This is a genomic window from Sphaerisporangium sp. NBC_01403, assembly GCF_045040145.1.
GTDB classification, from domain to species: domain Bacteria; phylum Actinomycetota; class Actinomycetes; order Streptosporangiales; family Streptosporangiaceae; genus Sphaerisporangium; species Sphaerisporangium viridialbum.
The window spans coordinates 4,716,826-4,733,234 of record NZ_CP109534.1; the positions used below are offsets into that span (position 1 = coordinate 4,716,826).

Below are 16,409 nucleotides of genomic sequence, written 5' to 3' on the forward strand. Positions count from 1 at the left end.
GTGAAACCTCCCTTAACCGTGTACGGCGGCCATGACCGCCTCGTCGATGTCCCTGCCTTCGGCACGCGCGGCCTCGGCAGCCTTCAGTACCCGCTTGTAGTCGATCGGCATGACCTTGCCGAAGCGGGTGAGCGTCCCGTCCCAGTCGTCCAGCAGCGTCTTGGCGACCGTGGAGCCCGTCTCCGCGAGGTGGCGCTCGACGATGTCCCTCAGGAACTCGGAGTCCTCCTCGGTCAGCGCCTCGACCTCGACCATCTCGCGGTTGACCCGTGCGGGATTCAGGTCGAGCACGTAGGCGATGCCGCCCGACATGCCCGCAGCGAAGTTGCGGCCCGTGGGGCCGAGCACGACCGCCCTGCCACCCGTCATGTACTCGCAGCCATGGTCGCCCACGCCCTCCACGACGGCGGTGGCGCCGGAGTTGCGGACACAGAACCGCTCGCCCACGACTCCCCGGATGAACACCTCGCCCGAGGTGGCGCCGTACAGGCCGACGTTGCCGGCGATGACCTGCGTCTCGGCGCTGAACGGCGCGTCGGGGTGCGGCCGTACCGTGACGCGACCGCCCGACAGCCCCTTGGCGAGGTAGTCGTTGGCGTCGCCGGTGAGCCGCAGGGTGACGCCGTTCGGCACGAAGGCGCCGAAGGAGTTGCCCGCGGAGCCGGTGAAGCTCACGTCGATCGTGTTGGCGGGCAGGCCCTCACCGCCATACCGCTTGGTCACCTGGTGGCCGAGCATGGTGCCGACCGTACGGTTGACGTTGCGGATGGGCAGCTCCAGCGTCACCCGGTCGCCGTACTTCAGCGCGCCCTCGGCGAGCTGGATGAGCGTGTTGTCCAGCGCCTTGTCCAGGCCGTGGTCCTGGGGGACCGTGCGGTGCAGCGGCGTGCCTTCGGGAAGCGAGGGCACGTGCAGGATCGGCGACAGGTCGAGGCCCGCCGCCTTCCAGTGGTCCTCCGCGGCCGCGGTGTCCAGGAACTCCGCGTGGCCGACGGCCTCCTCGATCGAGCGGAACCCGAGCGCGGCGAGGTACTCGCGGACCTCCTCGGCGACGAACTGGAAGAAGTTGACCACGAACTCCGGCTTGCCGTTGAACCGCTTGCGAAGCTCGGGGTTCTGCGTGGCGACCCCGACGGGGCAGGTGTCGAGGTGGCAGACCCGCATCATCACGCAGCCGGAGACCACCAGCGGCGCGGTCGCGAAGCCGAACTCCTCGGCGCCGAGCAGCGCGGCCACCACCACGTCGCGGCCGGTCTTGAGCTGGCCGTCCGCCTGTACGACGATGCGGTCGCGCAGGCCGTTGAGCAGAAGCGTCTGCTGGGTCTCCGCCAGGCCGAGCTCCCAGGGGGTGCCGGCGTGCTTGATCGAGGTCAGCGGCGAGGCGCCGGTGCCGCCGTCGTGGCCCGAGATGAGCACGACGTCGGCGTGGGCCTTGCTGACCCCGGCCGCCACGGTGCCGACCCCGACCTCCGCGACGAGCTTCACGTGGACGCGCGCCTCGGGGTTGGAGTTCTTCAGGTCGTGGATCAGCTGGGCCAGGTCCTCGATCGAGTAGATGTCGTGGTGCGGCGGCGGCGAGATGAGGCCGACGCCCGGCGTGGAGTGCCGGGTCTTGGCGATCCACGGGTACACCTTGTGGCCGGGGAGCTGGCCGCCCTCGCCGGGCTTGGCGCCCTGCGCCATCTTGATCTGCAGGTCGGCGGCGTTGACCAGGTACTCGCTGGTCACGCCGAACCGGCCCGATGCCACCTGCTTGATCGCCGAGCGGCGCACCGGGTCGTGCAGGCGCTCGGGGTCCTCGCCGCCCTCACCGGTGTTGGACTTGGCGCCCAGGCGGTTCATGGCGACCGCGATGGTCTCGTGCGCCTCCTGCGAGATGGACCCGTAGGACATCGCGCCGGTGGAGAAGCGCCTCACGATGCTCTCGACCGGCTCGACCTCCTCGATCGGGACCGGCGGGCGCACGCCCTCGCGCAACCTGAACAGGCCGCGCAGGGTCATGAGCTTCTCGGCCTGCGAGTCGACCAGGCCGGTGTACTCCTTGAAGATCTCGTACCGGCGCGTGCGGGTGGCGTGCTGCAGCTTGAAGACCGTCTCGGGGTTGAACAGGTGCGGCTCGCCCTCACGGCGCCACTGGTACTCGCCGCCGACCTCAAGCCTGCGGTGCGCGTTCTCGGCGCGCGGGTAGGCCCGCAGGTGCCGGAGCCCGACCTCCTTGGCGAGCACGTCGAAGCCGACGCCGCCCAGCCGGGAGGTGGTGCCCGCGAAGCAGGCGTCGATGACGTCCTGGCCGAGGCCGAGCGCCTCGAAGATCTGCGCGCCGGTGTACGAGGCCACCGTGGACACGCCCATCTTGGACATGATCTTCAGGACGCCCTTGCCGTACGCCTTGATCAGGTTGCGGACGGCGGCACGCGGGTCGAGGGCCAGCGTGCCGGCGGCGATCATGTCCTCGACGGTCTCGATCGCGAGGTACGGGTTCACGGCGGAGGCGCCGTACCCGATCAGCAGCGCCATGTGGTGGCACTCGCGGGCCTCGCCGGTCTCGACCACGAGGCCGACGCGCGTGCGCGACCTCTCGTGGATCAGGTGGTGGTGCACCGCGCCGGTCAGCATCAGCGACGGGATCGGGGCCATCCGGCCGTCGGAGCCCCGGTCGGAGAGCACGATGATGCGGGCGCCGCCGGCGATCGCCCGCGACACCTCGGCACAGATCTCCTCCAGGCGGTGCAGCAGCCCCTCGCCGCCGCCCGCGACCTCGAACAGGCCGGAGACGACGTGCGGCTGGAAGCCGGGCAGCGCGCCCTCGTCGTTGATGTGGATGATCTTGGCGAGCTCGTCGTTGTCGATCACCGGGTACGGCAGGACGAGCCTGCGGCAGGACGCGGGGTCCGGCGCGAGCAGGTTGCCCTCGGGGCCGATGGTCGTCTGCAGCGAGGTGACCAGCTCTTCGCGGATCGCGTCCAGCGGCGGGTTGGTGACCTGGGCGAACAGCTGGCTGAAGTAGTCGAACAGCAGCCGGGGCTTCTCGCTCAGCACGGCGACGGGCGAGTCGGTGCCCATGGAGCCGATCGGCTCGGCACCCGCCTTGGCCATCGGGGCCAGGATGACGCGCAGCTCCTCCTCGGTGTAGCCGAAGGTCTGCTGGCGCTTCACCAGGGCCTCGTGGGTGGCGATCGGGCGCTGCCGCTCGGGCAGCTCCTCGAAGCGCACGAGCCCGGCGTGCAGCCACTCCCCGTACGGGTGCGCGGCGGCCAGCTCGGCCTTGACCTCGTCGTCCTCGATGATCTTGCCGCGCTCGGTGTCGACGAGGAACATCTTGCCGGGCTGCAAACGGCCCTTGCGGACGACCTTGGACGGCTCGATGTCGAGCACGCCCGCCTCGGACGCCAGGACGACCAGGCCGTCCTCGGTCACCCAGAAGCGGCCCGGGCGCAGGCCGTTGCGGTCGAGGACCGCGCCGACGAGCGTGCCGTCGCTGAAGGTGATCGACGCGGGGCCGTCCCAGGCCTCCATCGAGGTGGAGTGGTACTCGTAGAAGGCCCGCCGCGCGGGATCCATCTCGGTGTGGTTCTCCCACGCCTCGGGGATCATCATGAGCACGGCGTGCGGCAGGCTCCTGCCACCGAGGTGGAGGAGCTCCAGGCACTCGTCGAAGGACGCGGTGTCCGAGCCGTCCGGGTCGCAGATCGGGAAGAGCCTCGCGAGGTCGCCGGGGATCAGGTCGGTCGCCAGCATCGCCTCGCGGGCCCGCATCCAGTTGCGGTTGCCCTTGACGGTGTTGATCTCGCCGTTGTGGGCGACGTACCGGTACGGGTGCGCCAGCGGCCACGACGGGAAGGTGTTGGTGGAGAAGCGCGAGTGCACCAGGGCGATCGCGCTCGCGAACCTCTCGTCGGACAGGTCGGCGAAGAAGGGCTCCAGCTGCGGGGTCGTCAGCATGCCCTTGTAGACGATCGTCCGCGAGGACAGCGAGGGGAAGTAGACGTCCACCTCGTGCTCGGCCCGCTTGCGCAGGCAGAAGGCCAGGCGGTCGAGCTCCAGCCCGCTCTCGCCGTTCGGCGAGGAGACGAAGAGCTGCACGAAGGCCGGCATCACGGCCCGGGCGCTCGGCCCGGCGTGGGCGGTGTCGACGGGCACCTCGCGCCAGCCGAGAACGGTCAGGCCCTCCTCGGCGGCGATCTCCTCGATCATGCCGACGCCGATCTGGCGGGCCTGCTCGTCGAGGGGGAGGAACGCGATGCCGGCGGCGTACGAGCCCGCCGGGGGAAGCGGGAAGTCCACGGACTCGCGGAGGAACGTGTCGGGGATCTGCGTCAGGATGCCGGCGCCGTCGCCGGTGTCCGGTTCGCTACCCTTGGCCCCTCGGTGATCCAGATTGCACAACGCCGTCAGGGCCTTCGCGACGATGTCATGGCTGCGGCGGCCGGCGACATCGGCCACCATCGCGACACCGCACGCATCGTGTTCCTGCGAAGGGTGATAAAGGCCCTGGGGCTCGGGGGAACCGAGGTGGGCAGCAGGCATTGAATCCCTCCCGTCGTCTTCGTCTGCTTCGTCTTGATTGGCGAGTGCAGGCAAGAGGGACGACGTTGGCCCTGCTGCTGTTAGGTGTGTAGAGACTACCTCACCCTGTCGGAATAGTGCCCGCCAGGTTGGTATCGCGAACATTCACCATGTGGATGGGGACACCTCCGTGCCCACTGTCGTGCGTCCCAGGCCGCAGTGAGCAGAACGTCGCATTGAAGGGTGTTATTCCAGGTCAGGAAGCCGCCGGATATCAAGGAAAGGGTCAGGATCGAGTCAAGGACCGGTCAGCCGGCGGCGGCCAGGACGCGCCGCTGGACGAACCCGCCGAGGGTCTCCAGGGCGAGCTGGGGGTAGGTGAGATCGGCCCGGCCCTCGTCGCCGACGGGGCCGACCCAGTTCACGACGACGAAATGGCCGAGCGCCCGCACCTCCGCCCGGCTGTGGCCGGCGTCGAAGGACTCCGGCTGGCCGGGCGCGAGCCGCAGGAACCCCTCGCCGTGCGCGGGGTCGAGCGCCGCCACGAGCCTGTCGGCCGAGCCGCCGTCGGCGAGGTCGAAGACGGCGTACTGGCCGGACACCCCGCCGCCGGAGACGGCGAAGCTCGCGCGCAGGACCTGGGCGCACCCGGTGAGGGCGGCGGCCGGGCCGCTCCCCCACACCGCCTCGGCGCAGTCGGCGGAGACCGTGACCTCGCGGCGCTCCATGCTCACGCCCGACGAGGCCGGCGTCCGCGCCTGCCCGAACACCTCCTGCTCGCTCAGCGGGCGTGGATCGAGCGCCCGGGTGGCGATCGGGGCGTACAGGGCGGAGGTGCGCTCGCCGTGGAACCGCGCGGGGCTCGGACCCGTCTCGGGCCGCAGGGTGACGAACAGCACCGCCCCCGCCACGGCGAGCACGCCCGCGACGGCGACGGCGATCCAGGTGCGGCTGGGCATGGCCATCGAGCCTACTTCGCGGGGGGCGCCGCGGGCCCGGTGACGGCGGCGACACGGCGGTAGATCGCCTTCTCCGCGCCCCTGACGCCGAGGATCAGCGACACGAAGTCGTCCTTGGGCGCCGGCTCCTGCCCGTCCGCCCGCCCGACCCACACGAACCCGGCGTAGTGCCCCATCGCGTGGCCGCTGGCCTCGGTGTAGCCGTCGGGCACGAACGAGGCCGCCTTGGACTCCAGCGGCCGGACCCACCCACCTCCCCGGTAGAGGGTGGACATCTCCTGCACGAACGCGTCGGCGGCCTTGGAGCTCGCCATGTTGAACAGGGTGTACTGGGCGATGTACCTGCGGTCCGCGCTGAGGTAGAGCCCCCTGACCGCCTGGGTGCAGCCGGCGCCGGCGAGCTTGGCGAGCACGTCCCCGCCCCACATGACGGGCGCGCAGGCACCGTCGAGGCGGCGGGCGGCCAGCTTGAGGGTCAGCTTGCCGCTCGTCAGGGTCTTGACGCCGAAGACCTCCTCGGCCCGCAGCGGGGCCGCGTCGGCCCTGCGGTCGGCGATCGGGGTGAACAGCTTGGGCGACACCCACGCCTGGTACTCGTCGGGGTGGAGAAGTCCGATCGAGTCGGCCTGCGTGCCCTGCTCGGCGGGCGGCTGGGAGACCCCGAGGGTGCTGACTATCGCGGTGAGACCGAAGCCGCCCACGAGCACGGCGATCACCGTGCCCACGGCGAACAGGATGCGCTGCTGCTTCTCGGTCAGCCCCCGCTCGGACAGGGCCTCGACCTCGAAGGAGGACCGTCGTCTCTTGCTGCGCGCGCTCACAGGCCGCCGGCGCCAAGGAGCGTGCCGAGACCGAACGTCAGGGCGCCCGCCACCGCGCCCACGGTGAGCTGGCGCAGCCCGGAGAACCACCAGCTCCTCGCCGTCACTCGGGACACCACCGCTCCGGCGACGAACAGGGCGATCATCGAGACGATCGCCGAGAACCACAGGACCTCGGCCCCGAACAGGTAGGGCACCAGAGGGACGATCGCTCCCACGCTGAAGGACAGGAACGAGGACAGGGCGGCGAGCCGGGGTGAGGGCAGGTCGCCGGGGTCCACCCCAAGCTCCTCTCGGGTGTGGACCTCCAGCGCCTGGACCGGATCGCGGGAGATCTGCCGGGCGACCTCGGCGGCGAGGTCGGAGTCGACGCCGCGCATCTCGTACTGCTGCGCGAGCTCGATCTCCTCCGCCTTGGCGTTGTCGGTGAGCTCGGCGCGCTCGATGTCGATCTCGGCGAGCGCCAGCTCGCGCTGGCTGGCCACCGAGACGTACTCGCCGCCCGCCATCGAGAAGGCGCCGGCGGCGAGCCCGGCGATGCCCGCGAGGGAGACGACCCTGGTGCCCGCGTTCCCTCCCGCGACACCGGCGATGAGGGCGAAGTTCGACACCAGACCGTCCATGGCACCGAACACGGCCGGGCGCAGCCATCCGCCCGTCACGTCACGGTGCTTGTGGTGGATCTCGGCGCGCCCCCCCGAGGAGCCGCCCTGGATCATCGTGAATTCGCCTCCGAGTCCGACACGGCCGGCGCCGGCGCCTCGTCTGTCACCTGGCCCTCGGCCTTGCGGCCCGCGTCAGGGTCCGCTGCCTTGACCGCCTCGGTCTCGGCCGCGTCGGCCTGGTCGGCGGGATGGGCGGGATCGGCCGCCGCCTCGGCGGGATCGCCTTCCGCCGCGAGGACGGGGGTGGTCTCGGTGGACGCCCCGGCGATCTCGTGCTCGTCGGCCTGGTCGGCGGGGTGCGCGGGATCGGAGCCCTCGCCGGAGGCGGACATCGGCACCACGATCTCCTCGGTGGTGCGGTCTCTGGTGACCCAGAAGTAGACCAGCGCGCCGATGAAGATGACCACGGCGGTCCATTGGTTCAGCCGCAGGCCGAGGATGTGGTGGGCGGGATCGACCCGCATGCCCTCGATCCAGAAGCGGCCGAGGGTGTAGCCGGCGACGTAGAGGGCGAACAGCCTGGCGTGGCGCAGCCCGTAGCGCCTGCCGGCCCAGATGAGCACGCCGGCGAGGGCGAGATCCCACAGCGACTCGTACAGGAAGGTGGGGTGGTAGGTGGTGACGCCGGGGATCGTGCCGGGGCGGCCGGGGTCGATCTCGACGGCCCACGGGAGCGTGGTGGGGCCGCCGAACAGTTCCTGGTTGAAGTAGTTGCCCCAGCGGCCGATGGCCTGAGCCACCGCGATGCCGGGCGCGACCGTGTCGGCCACCGCCGACAGCGAGATGCCGCGCCTGCGGCAGGCGATCCACACCCCGACGGCGCCGAGCGCTATCGCCCCCCAGATGCCGAGACCGCCGTGCCAGATGTACAGCGCGTCGATCGGCCGGTTGGGGGCGTCGGGCCCGAAGTAGAGCTGCCAGTCGGTGATGACGTGGTAGAGCCGCCCGCCGACCAGGCCGAAGGGGACGGCCCAGACGGCCAGGTCGGTGATCGTGCCGGGCTCGCCGCCACGGGCACGCCAGCGGCGCTCGCCGATCCAGACGGCGGCGATGACGCCGAGCACGATGCAGAAAGCGTAGGCCCGCAGAGGGATCGGTCCGAGGTACCAGACCCCTTCTGACGGGCTGGGAAAGGAAGCCAGGGGCATGTCAGGTGACGTTACCGTTTCCCGGCCTACTTCGCGGCATCAAGGATGGCGTTGCGGAGGGACGACGGGCTGAAGGAGATGGTGTTGTCGATCTCCTTGCCGTTGAGCCGCAGCGTGGGCGTGCCCTTGGCGAAGGCGCCGGTGTCCTCGAGCTTCTTGTTGTATTCGGCCTGAGCCGGGGCCTCCTTCTGGCTCCGCACGCACGACTCGAAGCCCGGGTCGGTGACTCCGGCCTCCTTGCCCCACTTGACCAGGTCGTCGATCGCGAAGCCGCTCTTGGTCTCGGGCGGCTGCTCCTTGAACAGCCTGTCGTGGAAGGCCATCCACTGCTTGCCGTCGGGCACGCACCTGGCGGCCGCGGACGCGCGGATGGTGTTCCCGCGGGTGGGCTCGGTGGTGAAGATGTTCACCGAGTGGTAGACGACCTTCACCTGGCCCGCCGCCGCCATGTTCTTCACGGTCGCGGAGCTCGTCTGCTCGAAGGACTGGCACGCGGGGCACTGGAAGTCCTCGTAGATGTCGAGCACGGGCTTCTCGACGCCCGGTTTCGCCATGACCCTGGAGCCGTCGGACTGCAGGGTGATCGGCGCGAGCTGCCCGCTGAGCGTCTCCGACTTGCCCGACTGGACGTACCAGAACGCGCCGCCGATGACGGCGAGCGCCACGACCACCACCGTCACCACGGTGGCGAGGCGCCTGCGCTGCTGCTGCTTGCGCTCCTGCTCGCGCTGCGACTTGATGCGCTCGCGCGCGGAGAGATCCCGCGCGGCCTTTCCCATCAGAGACTCTCCTTCATGTGGGGCTCGTCGCCCTCGATATCGTCGACGTCGGTGTGCGGCTCGCTCGCGGGGACCAGCCCCAGCGCGGAGTCGAGCGCGAGGCGGCCAGGGGCGAACCGGACGATCCAGGCTCCCAGCAGGAACAACCCGCCGTCACGGAGGATCTCCCACAGGTAGCCGGGGCTCTTCCCGTCGGCCAGCTTGCCGCCGCCGCCGAAGCAGCCGCAGTCGATGCGCAGGCCACGCGCCCACGCCGACGCGATGCCGACCACGAAGACCAGCATGAGCAACGCGGAGACGACTCCCGCCACGCGCGTGAGCAGCCCGACAACCAGCAACACCCCAACGACGATCTCAACGATCGGCAGGCCGTAGCCCACCGCGGTGGCGACCGGCTCCGGCAGCAGCTCGTAGGCCTTCACGGCCTGGACGGAGAGAGCCGGTGTGCCGATCTTGAGCCACCCGGCAGCGATCAGCACGCCCGCGACCACCAGCCGGGCGACGGTCGTCACCCAGGGTACCGCCGGGCGCACGTAAAGCGACCCCATTGGCGCGGCCTCCTCGGAAGTCACCAGCATTCTCGTCTCCTTGTCCAGAAACAGGCCGGTCTGCGAGACGATCCGCTGGCGGACTCGTCTGGCACCGGGACGCCGCGCGTCCGGCCCGATACAGGCGTTCGGCCGAAGGGTACCGGGTGACTAGCCCATCATGACCGCGATAAGCACCTGGTAAACGGTCCTCGGCGGCCGGATCGGCAGTGCGGCGACGCAGGCGGCCGACGCGGAAGGACGCGTGGGCCGCCGAAGGCGTGCGGAAAGACGTGTGGCGCCCCTCAGGGCGGCCGCCGGAGGGTCAGGCGCGTACGCCCGCGGCCATCTCGGCGGTGAGCTCGCGCACCGCCGCGAGGCCGGAGGTCTCGTCGGGGGCGTCGAGCAGGCGGCGGATGAACGCCGAGCCCACGATGACGCCGTCGGCGTAGCCCGCGACCTCCGCGGCCTGGGCGCCGGTGCCGACTCCGAGCCCGACGCAGATCGGCAGGTCGGTGTGGGCGCGGCTGCGCTTCACCAGGCCCTCGGCCGCCGCGCTGACGCTCGCGCGCGCGCCGGTGACCCCCATGAGGGAGGCCGCGTAGACGAACCCGGTGCAGCAGTCGGCCACGGCCTGGATGCGCTCGTCAGGGGAGCTGGGCGCGACCAGGAACACCGTGTCGATGCCCGCGGCGGCGCTGAAGGAGCACCAGGGCCCGGCCTCCTCGGGCGTGAGGTCGGGGGTGATGGTGCCCGTGCCGCCGGCGTTGGCGAGGTCGCGGGCGAAGCGCTCCGCGCCGTAGCGGTCGATGGGGTTCCAGTAGGTCATGACCAGCACGGCGGCGCCGGTCTTGGCCACTCCCTCGACGGTGCGCATGACGTCGGCGATGCGGGTGCCGTTGGTGAGCGCCCGGTGCACGGCGTCCTGGATGGTGGGACCGTCCATCAGCGGATCGGAGTACGGCAGGCCGATCTCGATGACGTCACAGCCCGCCTCCACCATGGCCGTCGCGGCGGCGATGGCGCCGTCCTTGGTGGGGAAGCCGGCCGGAAGGTATCCGACCAGGGCGGCCCGCTTGTCGGCCCGTGCCTTCTCGAACACCGTCTGAAGAGTGGTCATGTCAGGAAGTCCCGCTTACAGGTGTCTGGGGCCTACAGGTTGAAGTACTTCATGGCGGTGCCCATGTCCTTGTCGCCACGGCCCGAGAGGTTGACCAGGATGGTCGCCTCGGGGCCGAGCTCGCGGCCGAGCTTGATCGTGCCGGCGAGCGCGTGCGCGGACTCGATGGCCGGGATGATGCCCTCGGTGCGGGCGAGCAGGGAGAACGCCTCCATCGCCTCGGCGTCGGTGATGCCGTGGTAGCTCGCGCGGCCGGAGTCCTTCAGCCAGGCGTGCTCGGGACCGACGCCGGGGTAGTCGAGGCCGGCCGAGATCGAGTGGGACTCGATGGTCTGGCCCTCGTCGTCCTGCAGGACGTACGTGCGGGAGCCGTGCAGCACGCCGATCGAGCCCTCGGTGAGGGTGAGGGCGTGCTCCCCGCTCTCGACGCCATGCCCGGCGGCCTCGTAGCCGTGCAGCGCGACGCCCTCGTCGCCGATGAAGGCGTGGAAGACGCCGATGGCGTTGGACCCGCCGCCGACGGCCGCCGTGACGGCGTCGGGCAGCCGGCCGGTCAGCTCGAGGACCTGGCGCCGGGCCTCGACGCCGATGATGCGCGCGAAGTCACGGACGATCTCGGGGAACGGGTGCGGCCCCGCGACCGTGCCGAACAGGTAGTGCGTGGTGTCGACGTTGGTCACCCAGTCGCGGAACGCCTCGTTGATGGCGTCCTTGAGGGTGCGGCTGCCGTTGCCGACCGGCACGACGGTGGCGCCGAGGAGCTTCATGCGGGCGACGTTGAGCGCCTGGCGCTCGCAGTCGACCTCGCCCATGTAGATGACGCATTCGAGGCCCATGAGCGCGCAGGCGGTGGCGGTCGCGACGCCGTGCTGGCCCGCGCCGGTCTCGGCGATGACGCGCGTCTTGCCGAGGCGCTTGGTGAGCAGCGCCTGGCCGAGCACGTTGTTGATCTTGTGGGCGCCGGTGTGCGTGAGGTCCTCGCGCTTGAGCAGCACGCGGGCCCCGCCCGCCACCTCGCCGAACCGCCGCACCTCGGTGATGGTGGTCGGCCGGCCGGCGTACGTGCGGAGCAGGTGGTCGAACTCGCGCACGAAGGCGGCGTCGTTCTTCGCCTCCTGGTAGACCTTGGCGACCTCGTCGAGTGCCGGGATCAGCGCCTCGGGCACGAAGCGGCCGCCGAACACGCCGAAACGGCCGCGCGTGTCGGGGTCGTCGCCGGCCGCGCCGTTGCCCGCGAGGTCGGCCGCGGTGATCAGAGTGCCTTCTGCGGTCGTCACTGCTGCCTCTCGGGTCCGTTGTCGAGTCGCGAAGCGGGGTGCGCCCCCGCGGTGACCAGGTCCACCACAGCGGCCCTGGGGTCCTTGCCGGTGACCAGGCTCTCGCCGACCAGCACGGCGTCCGCCCCTGCCCGGGCGTAGGCCAGCAGATCGTGCGGGCCGCGCACACCGGACTCGGCGATCTTCAGCACGCCGTCGGGGATCTTGGGCGCGATGCGGGCGAAGACGTCGCGGTCGACCTCCAGCGTCTTGAGGTTGCGCGCGTTGATCCCGATGATCTTCGCACCCGCCTCGAGGGCCCGGTCGAGCTCCTCCTCAGTATGCACCTCGACCAGCGGCGCGAGGCCGATCGACTCGGCCCTTTCGATCAGCGACACCAAAGCGTTCTGATCGAGGGCCGCCACGATGAGCAGCGCCAGGTCGGCGCCGTAGGCCCGTGCCTCCCACAGCTGGTAGGAGGTGACGACGAAGTCCTTGCGCAGGATGGGGATGTCGACTGCCGTGCGCACCGCGGCGAGGTCTTCGAGGCTGCCGCCGAACCGGCGGCGCTCGGTCAGCACGCTGATGACGTGGGCCCCGCCCGCCTCGTAGTCGCCGGCGAGCGCGGCGGGGTCGGCGATCGCCGCCAGCGCGCCCTTGGAGGGGCTTGACCGCTTCACCTCGGCGATGACGGAGACCTTGTCGCCGCCCAGCGCGGCGTAGGCGTCCCTGGTGGCCGGCGCCCGCCGGGCGCGGTCCTTGAGCTCGGCCAGCGACACGGCCTGTTGCCGATCGGCGAGGTCGGCTCGCACGCCGTCCAGGATCTCGTCGAGCACGCTCACTTGATCTCCTCGCTTGGCTCGCTCACCCGATCAGGGTCCCTCCGGTCGACTGCGCCTCACAGGGCAGAGGACGCCTTGCCATCCGGTCGGCTGATCGACTCGAGGGCCGGCTTCCTCTCCCGACCTTGCCCTGCCGATGGTATCGGGCTTACCGCCGTCGCCTTGCCACAGGGTGCCTGATCTCGGGGCGTCACGGTGCCAGGAACCTGCCGAAAGGCAGATTTCTCACGATCCAGTACACGATCACGAGCGCGAGGAAAGCCCAGATATAGGCCGGGTGCGCCAGCGATGTGCGTACGGGCCGTCCCTGCCAGGTGCGCAGCGTCCACCGGCCCCACCAGAACAGCAGGAACGGGATCGTGGCCACCGCGAGAGGGTTGAGCCCGAGTGCCGCCACCACGTCGCCGTGGGCCAGGGCGTGGATGGTGCGCAGCGTGCCGCAGCCGGGGCAGTAGAGCCCCGTGATGAACAGGAACGGGCAGGTGGGATAGTGCCCCGGCGCGTTCGGGTCGACCGCGCCGACGTAGGTGAAGACCGCCCCCGTGAGCGCCGCCGCACCGAGGGGCGCGAGCATGGACCGCATCCGGTCCGTGCCGCGCCTCCCGGTGTGCTCGGCGTGTGAGGTCATCAGTAGTTGTAGGTGTTGACGCTGCTCGCGCTGAAGAGCACCACGAAGAGGACGACGTAGCCCACGATCACGACCGCGTCGACCACGAGGCCCCAGATCAGCGCCCGCTTCCACCAGGTCTTCGCCTCCTCCGACGCGGCGATCGCCCCCTGGTAGTCGCCGACCGCCCACTTCGAGTTGACCTGCGACGACTTCACGATCGACACGATGCCGAACGGAAGGCAGCAGAACAGCGTGGTGAGGATGGCCGCGACGAGGTGGTTGTCCGGCACGGCCGGCCCGCCGCCGTAGGGCTGCTGCCCGTAGCCGCCCCCCGCGGGCGGGTAACCGCCCTGGCCGTAGCCACCGCCCTGCTGCCCGTACCCCCCGCCCTGCTGACCGTAACCGCCGCCCTGCTGGCCGTACCCCCCTGAAGGCTGGCCACCACCCTGCTGGCCGTAGCCGGGCTGCTGAGGGTTCTGATCCTCAGGGTTGCCCGGCTGATTCCCGTAGCTCATTGAATGACTCCCGTGACGTCAATGTGCGTGTTGCGCTGCGGCAGCATAGCGATGACCGGCGACACGGAGGGCTGAAGTTTCACTTTGTGGGCAAGTTGTCATGAGAGCGGCAAGGAAGAGCGGCTCATCGGCTCTGTCCACCTCAGCCGCCGGTGTGGTGGTCCGGGGGGACGTCGGTGGGATCGTCGCCCCGGTCTAGCGCGTCCCACAGCGACCGCTCGGCGCGCCCTGGCCGCTCGGGACCGGGCGGCGGGGCGGTGCGGCCCGCGCCCTCAGAGGACGGCGCGGGACGGTCGTACCGGTCGGACATGCCGGGCCAACCGGCGCCTCGCACCACGGCGATCACCCCCGCGGCCAGCAGGACCAGCCCGCCCGCCGTGGCGATGCCCGGCCACGCCCAGGACGTCGACACGACGACCTGGTCGGCGCCGGACAGTGTCGTGCGCTCCTGGGCGGCCGAGACGACGTGCGAGGACAGGACGCCCTGCCACGAGGCCGCGACGATCGCGGCGCCGAACAGGGCGATCAGGACGCCGATCAGCCTGCGCCACAGGCCCCGGGTCGCGAGCACGGCGACCACCGCGGCCAGCGAGGCCAGGGCCAGCGGGCTCAGGACGGGCGCGACGTCGCCTCCGGCAAGCGGCACGGGGGCCGCGTGGAGGCCGCTCGGATCGCCGGAGAAGGCCACGCTCGCCCAGGTGCGCCCCCCGGCGACCAGCGCGAGCACCGCTCCCGCGACGCCGGTGGCCACCCACGCCATCAGGGGCCGCCGCGCCCCGCCACGCGCGGGGCTCGTACGGACCGGAGCGGTCGTCATCGCGCCGCCCACCGGACGGCGGCGCGCGCGGCCGGGATCACGCGGACACCTCCAGCACGTCGGCGTCGAAGCAGGTGCGGTCGCCGGTGTGGCAGGCCGCTCCGACCTGGTCGACCTTGAGCAGGATCGTGTCGCCGTCGCAGTCGAGGGCGACGTGCTTGACCCACTGGGCGTGGCCCGAGGTCTCGCCCTTCACCCAGTAGGAGCCCCGGCTGCGCGACCAGTAGGTGGCGCGGCCGGTGGTGAGCGTGCGGTGGAGCGCCTCGTCGTCCATCCAGGCCAGCATCAGCACCTCACCGGTGTCGTGCTGCTGGACGACCGCGGGCACCAGCCCGTCCGGGGTACGCTTCAGACGACCGGCGATCTTCTGGTCAAGAGGCATGGGGCAATTCTGCCGCAACGAGGCGCAGGGGCAGGTCACCGCATGGGTATGCCGTGAAACCCGCCGCTCCCCTGAAGACCGAGCCCGCGAGCCACTTGGCCGTCGTGGAGGCCACGACGCGCCCCGAGGCGTTCACCAGGAAGGCCGGCCCCGGGATGCTCCTCAGCGCGGGGGTCACGGCCCCCTCGAACGCCCGCACGAACACGTCCGCCGCCGCGACGCCGACGAAGACCCCCTCGACCAGCACAGGCACCGACAGTGTGAGGCTGTACTCGTCGGTGCACAGGTAGTCGACGTAGGGGCCGCAGACGGTGCGCTCGGCCCCCGCGTGCGGCCCGGCGAACCAGTCCCAGTGGGTGTAGTCGTAGAAGGCGCTGCTCGCGGGGTCCAGGTCGCGCAGGAGCTGCGCGGGGGCGCCGCCGGGGTTGTCCTGCCACCATTCGAGGTACCACGGCGCGTCGGCGAGCAGGCCCGGGGCGGCGATGAAGCCGATGCCCGCGATCAGCGCGCCGAGGTGCCCGAACAGCAGCGGGCGCAGCGCCGCGAGATCGGCGGTCACCGGCTCGCGCCCGCCGCGCCGTACGAGGACGATCTGCTCGGCCGCGGCGGCGCGCACCTCGCGCAGGGCGCGGAACACCCGCTCGGCGGTGCCGCTGACGGTGAGGCGCGCCCGGGTGACGGTCGCGCCGGCCTCATCCTCAACCTTCGTCGCCATGATCCTGTTACGTTTCGAGGAGCCTGAGCTCGATGAGATGCCCGACGGCGTCGAGCACGTGCCGCTCGGCCAGATCGCGGGCCTCACCGGCGTCGCCCCGCTGGACGGCCACGGCGATGGCGCGATGCTCCGCCACCACCTCATCGTGCCTGGTCGCCCCCGCCCGGGGAAGCCAGAGCAGGGGTCCGATGTCGGCCTGTAACCGGATCTCCTCCTGGGTGAGCCGCGCCGACTGCGAGGCGGCCGCCACCTCGATGTGGAAGCGCCCCTCGACCCGCCTGCGGCGCGCGTCCGACCCGGTGGCCATCTCGTCGACCGACCGCCACAGGGGCGCGATGTCCTCAGGCAGCGAGCGGAGCGCCGCGAGGCGCGCCGCCGCGCCCGCGATGGCGGCGTAGTGGTCGCCGAGGTCGCGCAGCTCCCCCACCGAGTACGCGCGCAGCCGTGCCTCGAACTCGGCGCCGGACGGGTCGGGCGGGACGCGGACGAAGCTGCCGCCGCCGCGCCCCCGGCGGGTCTCGACCAGGTCGCGCTGCCGCAGCGCCATGAGCGCCTCGCGCAGGGTCACGGTGGACACCCCGAGCCGTCCGGCCAGCTCCGCCTCGCTCGGGAGCTGCTCGCCGTCGGCCAGCAGCCCGAGGGCGATCGCGTCGGCCAGGCGGCGCACGACGGCGTCCACCCGGGCGGTGCTGTCGAGGGGGGAGAAGACGGCCACGCGAGCGGTGTTCATGCCCGTGCCTTCCCCTC

The 16,409-nt window shown here is 71.4% G+C and carries 16 protein-coding genes; all 16 read right to left on the reverse strand.

The genetic code is table 11. The annotated features are described in order from the left end of the window. Nucleotides 1-12: 12 nt before the first annotated feature. The 16 genes from gltB to OG589_RS21300 all read right to left on the reverse strand — a co-directional run bounded on the left by gltB (nt 13) and on the right by OG589_RS21300 (nt 16,392). The gene (gene gltB / locus OG589_RS21225; RefSeq protein WP_405151580.1) at nt 13-4,527 is read right to left on the reverse strand and encodes a glutamate synthase large subunit; all 4,515 of its coding nucleotides are present in this window, start codon (nt 4,525-4,527) and stop codon (nt 13-15) included. 287 nt (nt 4,528-4,814) lie between these two features. After that, on the reverse strand, nt 4,815-5,465 hold the full coding sequence (locus OG589_RS21230) for a hypothetical protein (protein ID WP_405151582.1): 651 nt from the start codon (nt 5,463-5,465) through the stop codon (nt 4,815-4,817). An 11-nt stretch (nt 5,466-5,476) separates the two neighbouring features. Continuing rightward, the gene (locus tag OG589_RS21235; protein ID WP_405151584.1) at nt 5,477-6,286 is read right to left on the reverse strand and encodes a hypothetical protein; all 810 of its coding nucleotides are present in this window, start codon (nt 6,284-6,286) and stop codon (nt 5,477-5,479) included. Next, nucleotides 6,283-7,005, reverse strand: a complete 723-nt coding sequence (locus tag OG589_RS21240) for a VIT1/CCC1 transporter family protein (RefSeq protein ID WP_405151586.1) — start codon at nt 7,003-7,005, stop codon at nt 6,283-6,285. The genes OG589_RS21235 and OG589_RS21240 overlap by 4 nt, the downstream gene beginning before the upstream one ends. Then, nucleotides 7,002-8,099 carry a prolipoprotein diacylglyceryl transferase gene (lgt, locus tag OG589_RS21245; protein ID WP_405151588.1) on the reverse strand — a complete coding sequence of 366 codons (1,098 nt, stop codon included), beginning with the start codon at nt 8,097-8,099 and terminating at the stop codon, nt 7,002-7,004. The genes OG589_RS21240 and lgt overlap by 4 nt, the downstream gene beginning before the upstream one ends. Before the next feature lie 26 nt (nt 8,100-8,125). After that, nucleotides 8,126-8,878, reverse strand: coding sequence for a DsbA family protein (locus OG589_RS21250; RefSeq protein ID WP_405151590.1), 753 nt, complete (start codon nt 8,876-8,878; stop codon nt 8,126-8,128). Further along, the gene (locus OG589_RS21255; RefSeq protein WP_405151592.1) at nt 8,878-9,456 is read right to left on the reverse strand and encodes a MauE/DoxX family redox-associated membrane protein; all 579 of its coding nucleotides are present in this window, start codon (nt 9,454-9,456) and stop codon (nt 8,878-8,880) included. Before OG589_RS21255 ends, OG589_RS21250 begins: the two co-directional genes overlap by 1 nt. Nucleotides 9,457-9,730: 274 nt before the next feature. Further along, nucleotides 9,731-10,525: a tryptophan synthase subunit alpha gene (gene trpA, locus OG589_RS21260; protein ID WP_405151594.1), complete on the reverse strand. Its 795-nt coding sequence runs from the start codon at nt 10,523-10,525 to the stop codon at nt 9,731-9,733. Between the two features lie 32 nt (nt 10,526-10,557). Further along, on the reverse strand, nt 10,558-11,781 hold the full coding sequence (trpB, locus tag OG589_RS21265; RefSeq protein WP_405152087.1) for a tryptophan synthase subunit beta: 1,224 nt from the start codon (nt 11,779-11,781) through the stop codon (nt 10,558-10,560). A 17-nt stretch (nt 11,782-11,798) separates the two neighbouring features. Further along, nucleotides 11,799-12,623 carry an indole-3-glycerol phosphate synthase TrpC gene (gene trpC / locus OG589_RS21270; RefSeq protein WP_405151596.1) on the reverse strand — a complete coding sequence of 275 codons (825 nt, stop codon included), beginning with the start codon at nt 12,621-12,623 and terminating at the stop codon, nt 11,799-11,801. A gap of 190 nt (nt 12,624-12,813) precedes the next feature. Beyond that, nucleotides 12,814-13,251 (reverse strand): DUF2752 domain-containing protein, encoded by a 438-nt coding sequence (locus OG589_RS21275; RefSeq protein ID WP_405151598.1) that lies wholly within the window; start codon nt 13,249-13,251, stop codon nt 12,814-12,816. Then, complete coding sequence (locus OG589_RS21280) at nt 13,251-13,748, reverse strand: CD225/dispanin family protein (protein WP_405151600.1); 498 nt, start codon at nt 13,746-13,748, stop codon at nt 13,251-13,253. Before OG589_RS21280 ends, OG589_RS21275 begins: the two co-directional genes overlap by 1 nt. A gap of 142 nt (nt 13,749-13,890) precedes the next feature. Then, nucleotides 13,891-14,565 (reverse strand): TIGR02234 family membrane protein, encoded by a 675-nt coding sequence (locus OG589_RS21285; RefSeq protein WP_405151602.1) that lies wholly within the window; start codon nt 14,563-14,565, stop codon nt 13,891-13,893. A 37-nt stretch (nt 14,566-14,602) separates the two neighbouring features. Then, nucleotides 14,603-14,947 (reverse strand): phosphoribosyl-AMP cyclohydrolase, encoded by a 345-nt coding sequence (hisI, locus tag OG589_RS21290; protein WP_405151603.1) that lies wholly within the window; start codon nt 14,945-14,947, stop codon nt 14,603-14,605. Further along, entirely contained in the window at nt 14,937-15,662 is a 726-nt protein-coding gene (locus OG589_RS21295; protein WP_405151604.1) for a hypothetical protein, read from the reverse strand. Before OG589_RS21295 ends, hisI begins: the two co-directional genes overlap by 11 nt. Before the next feature lie 7 nt (nt 15,663-15,669). Beyond that, nucleotides 15,670-16,392, reverse strand: a complete 723-nt coding sequence (locus OG589_RS21300; protein WP_405151605.1) for a FadR/GntR family transcriptional regulator — start codon at nt 16,390-16,392, stop codon at nt 15,670-15,672. Nucleotides 16,393-16,409 lie beyond the last annotated feature (17 nt).

Coding starts and splice junctions, on each gene's coding strand:
- trpA (WP_405151594.1), bottom strand. CDS start 10,525: ATGACCACTCTTCAGACGGTGTTCGAGAAGGCACGGGCCGACAAGCGG.
- OG589_RS21255 (WP_405151592.1), bottom strand. CDS start 9,456: ATGCTGGTGACTTCCGAGGAGGCCGCGCCAATGGGGTCGCTTTACGTG.
- OG589_RS21250 (WP_405151590.1), bottom strand. CDS start 8,878: ATGGGAAAGGCCGCGCGGGATCTCTCCGCGCGCGAGCGCATCAAGTCG.
- gltB (WP_405151580.1), bottom strand. CDS start 4,527: ATGCCTGCTGCCCACCTCGGTTCCCCCGAGCCCCAGGGCCTTTATCAC.
- hisI (WP_405151603.1), bottom strand. CDS start 14,947: ATGCCTCTTGACCAGAAGATCGCCGGTCGTCTGAAGCGTACCCCGGAC.
- OG589_RS21275 (WP_405151598.1), bottom strand. CDS start 13,251: ATGACCTCACACGCCGAGCACACCGGGAGGCGCGGCACGGACCGGATG.
- OG589_RS21280 (WP_405151600.1), bottom strand. CDS start 13,748: ATGAGCTACGGGAATCAGCCGGGCAACCCTGAGGATCAGAACCCTCAG.
- OG589_RS21230 (WP_405151582.1), bottom strand. CDS start 5,465: ATGCCCAGCCGCACCTGGATCGCCGTCGCCGTCGCGGGCGTGCTCGCC.
- OG589_RS21295 (WP_405151604.1), bottom strand. CDS start 15,662: ATGGCGACGAAGGTTGAGGATGAGGCCGGCGCGACCGTCACCCGGGCG.
- lgt (WP_405151588.1), bottom strand. CDS start 8,099: ATGCCCCTGGCTTCCTTTCCCAGCCCGTCAGAAGGGGTCTGGTACCTC.
- OG589_RS21240 (WP_405151586.1), bottom strand. CDS start 7,005: ATGATCCAGGGCGGCTCCTCGGGGGGGCGCGCCGAGATCCACCACAAG.
- OG589_RS21300 (WP_405151605.1), bottom strand. CDS start 16,392: ATGAACACCGCTCGCGTGGCCGTCTTCTCCCCCCTCGACAGCACCGCC.
- OG589_RS21285 (WP_405151602.1), bottom strand. CDS start 14,565: ATGACGACCGCTCCGGTCCGTACGAGCCCCGCGCGTGGCGGGGCGCGG.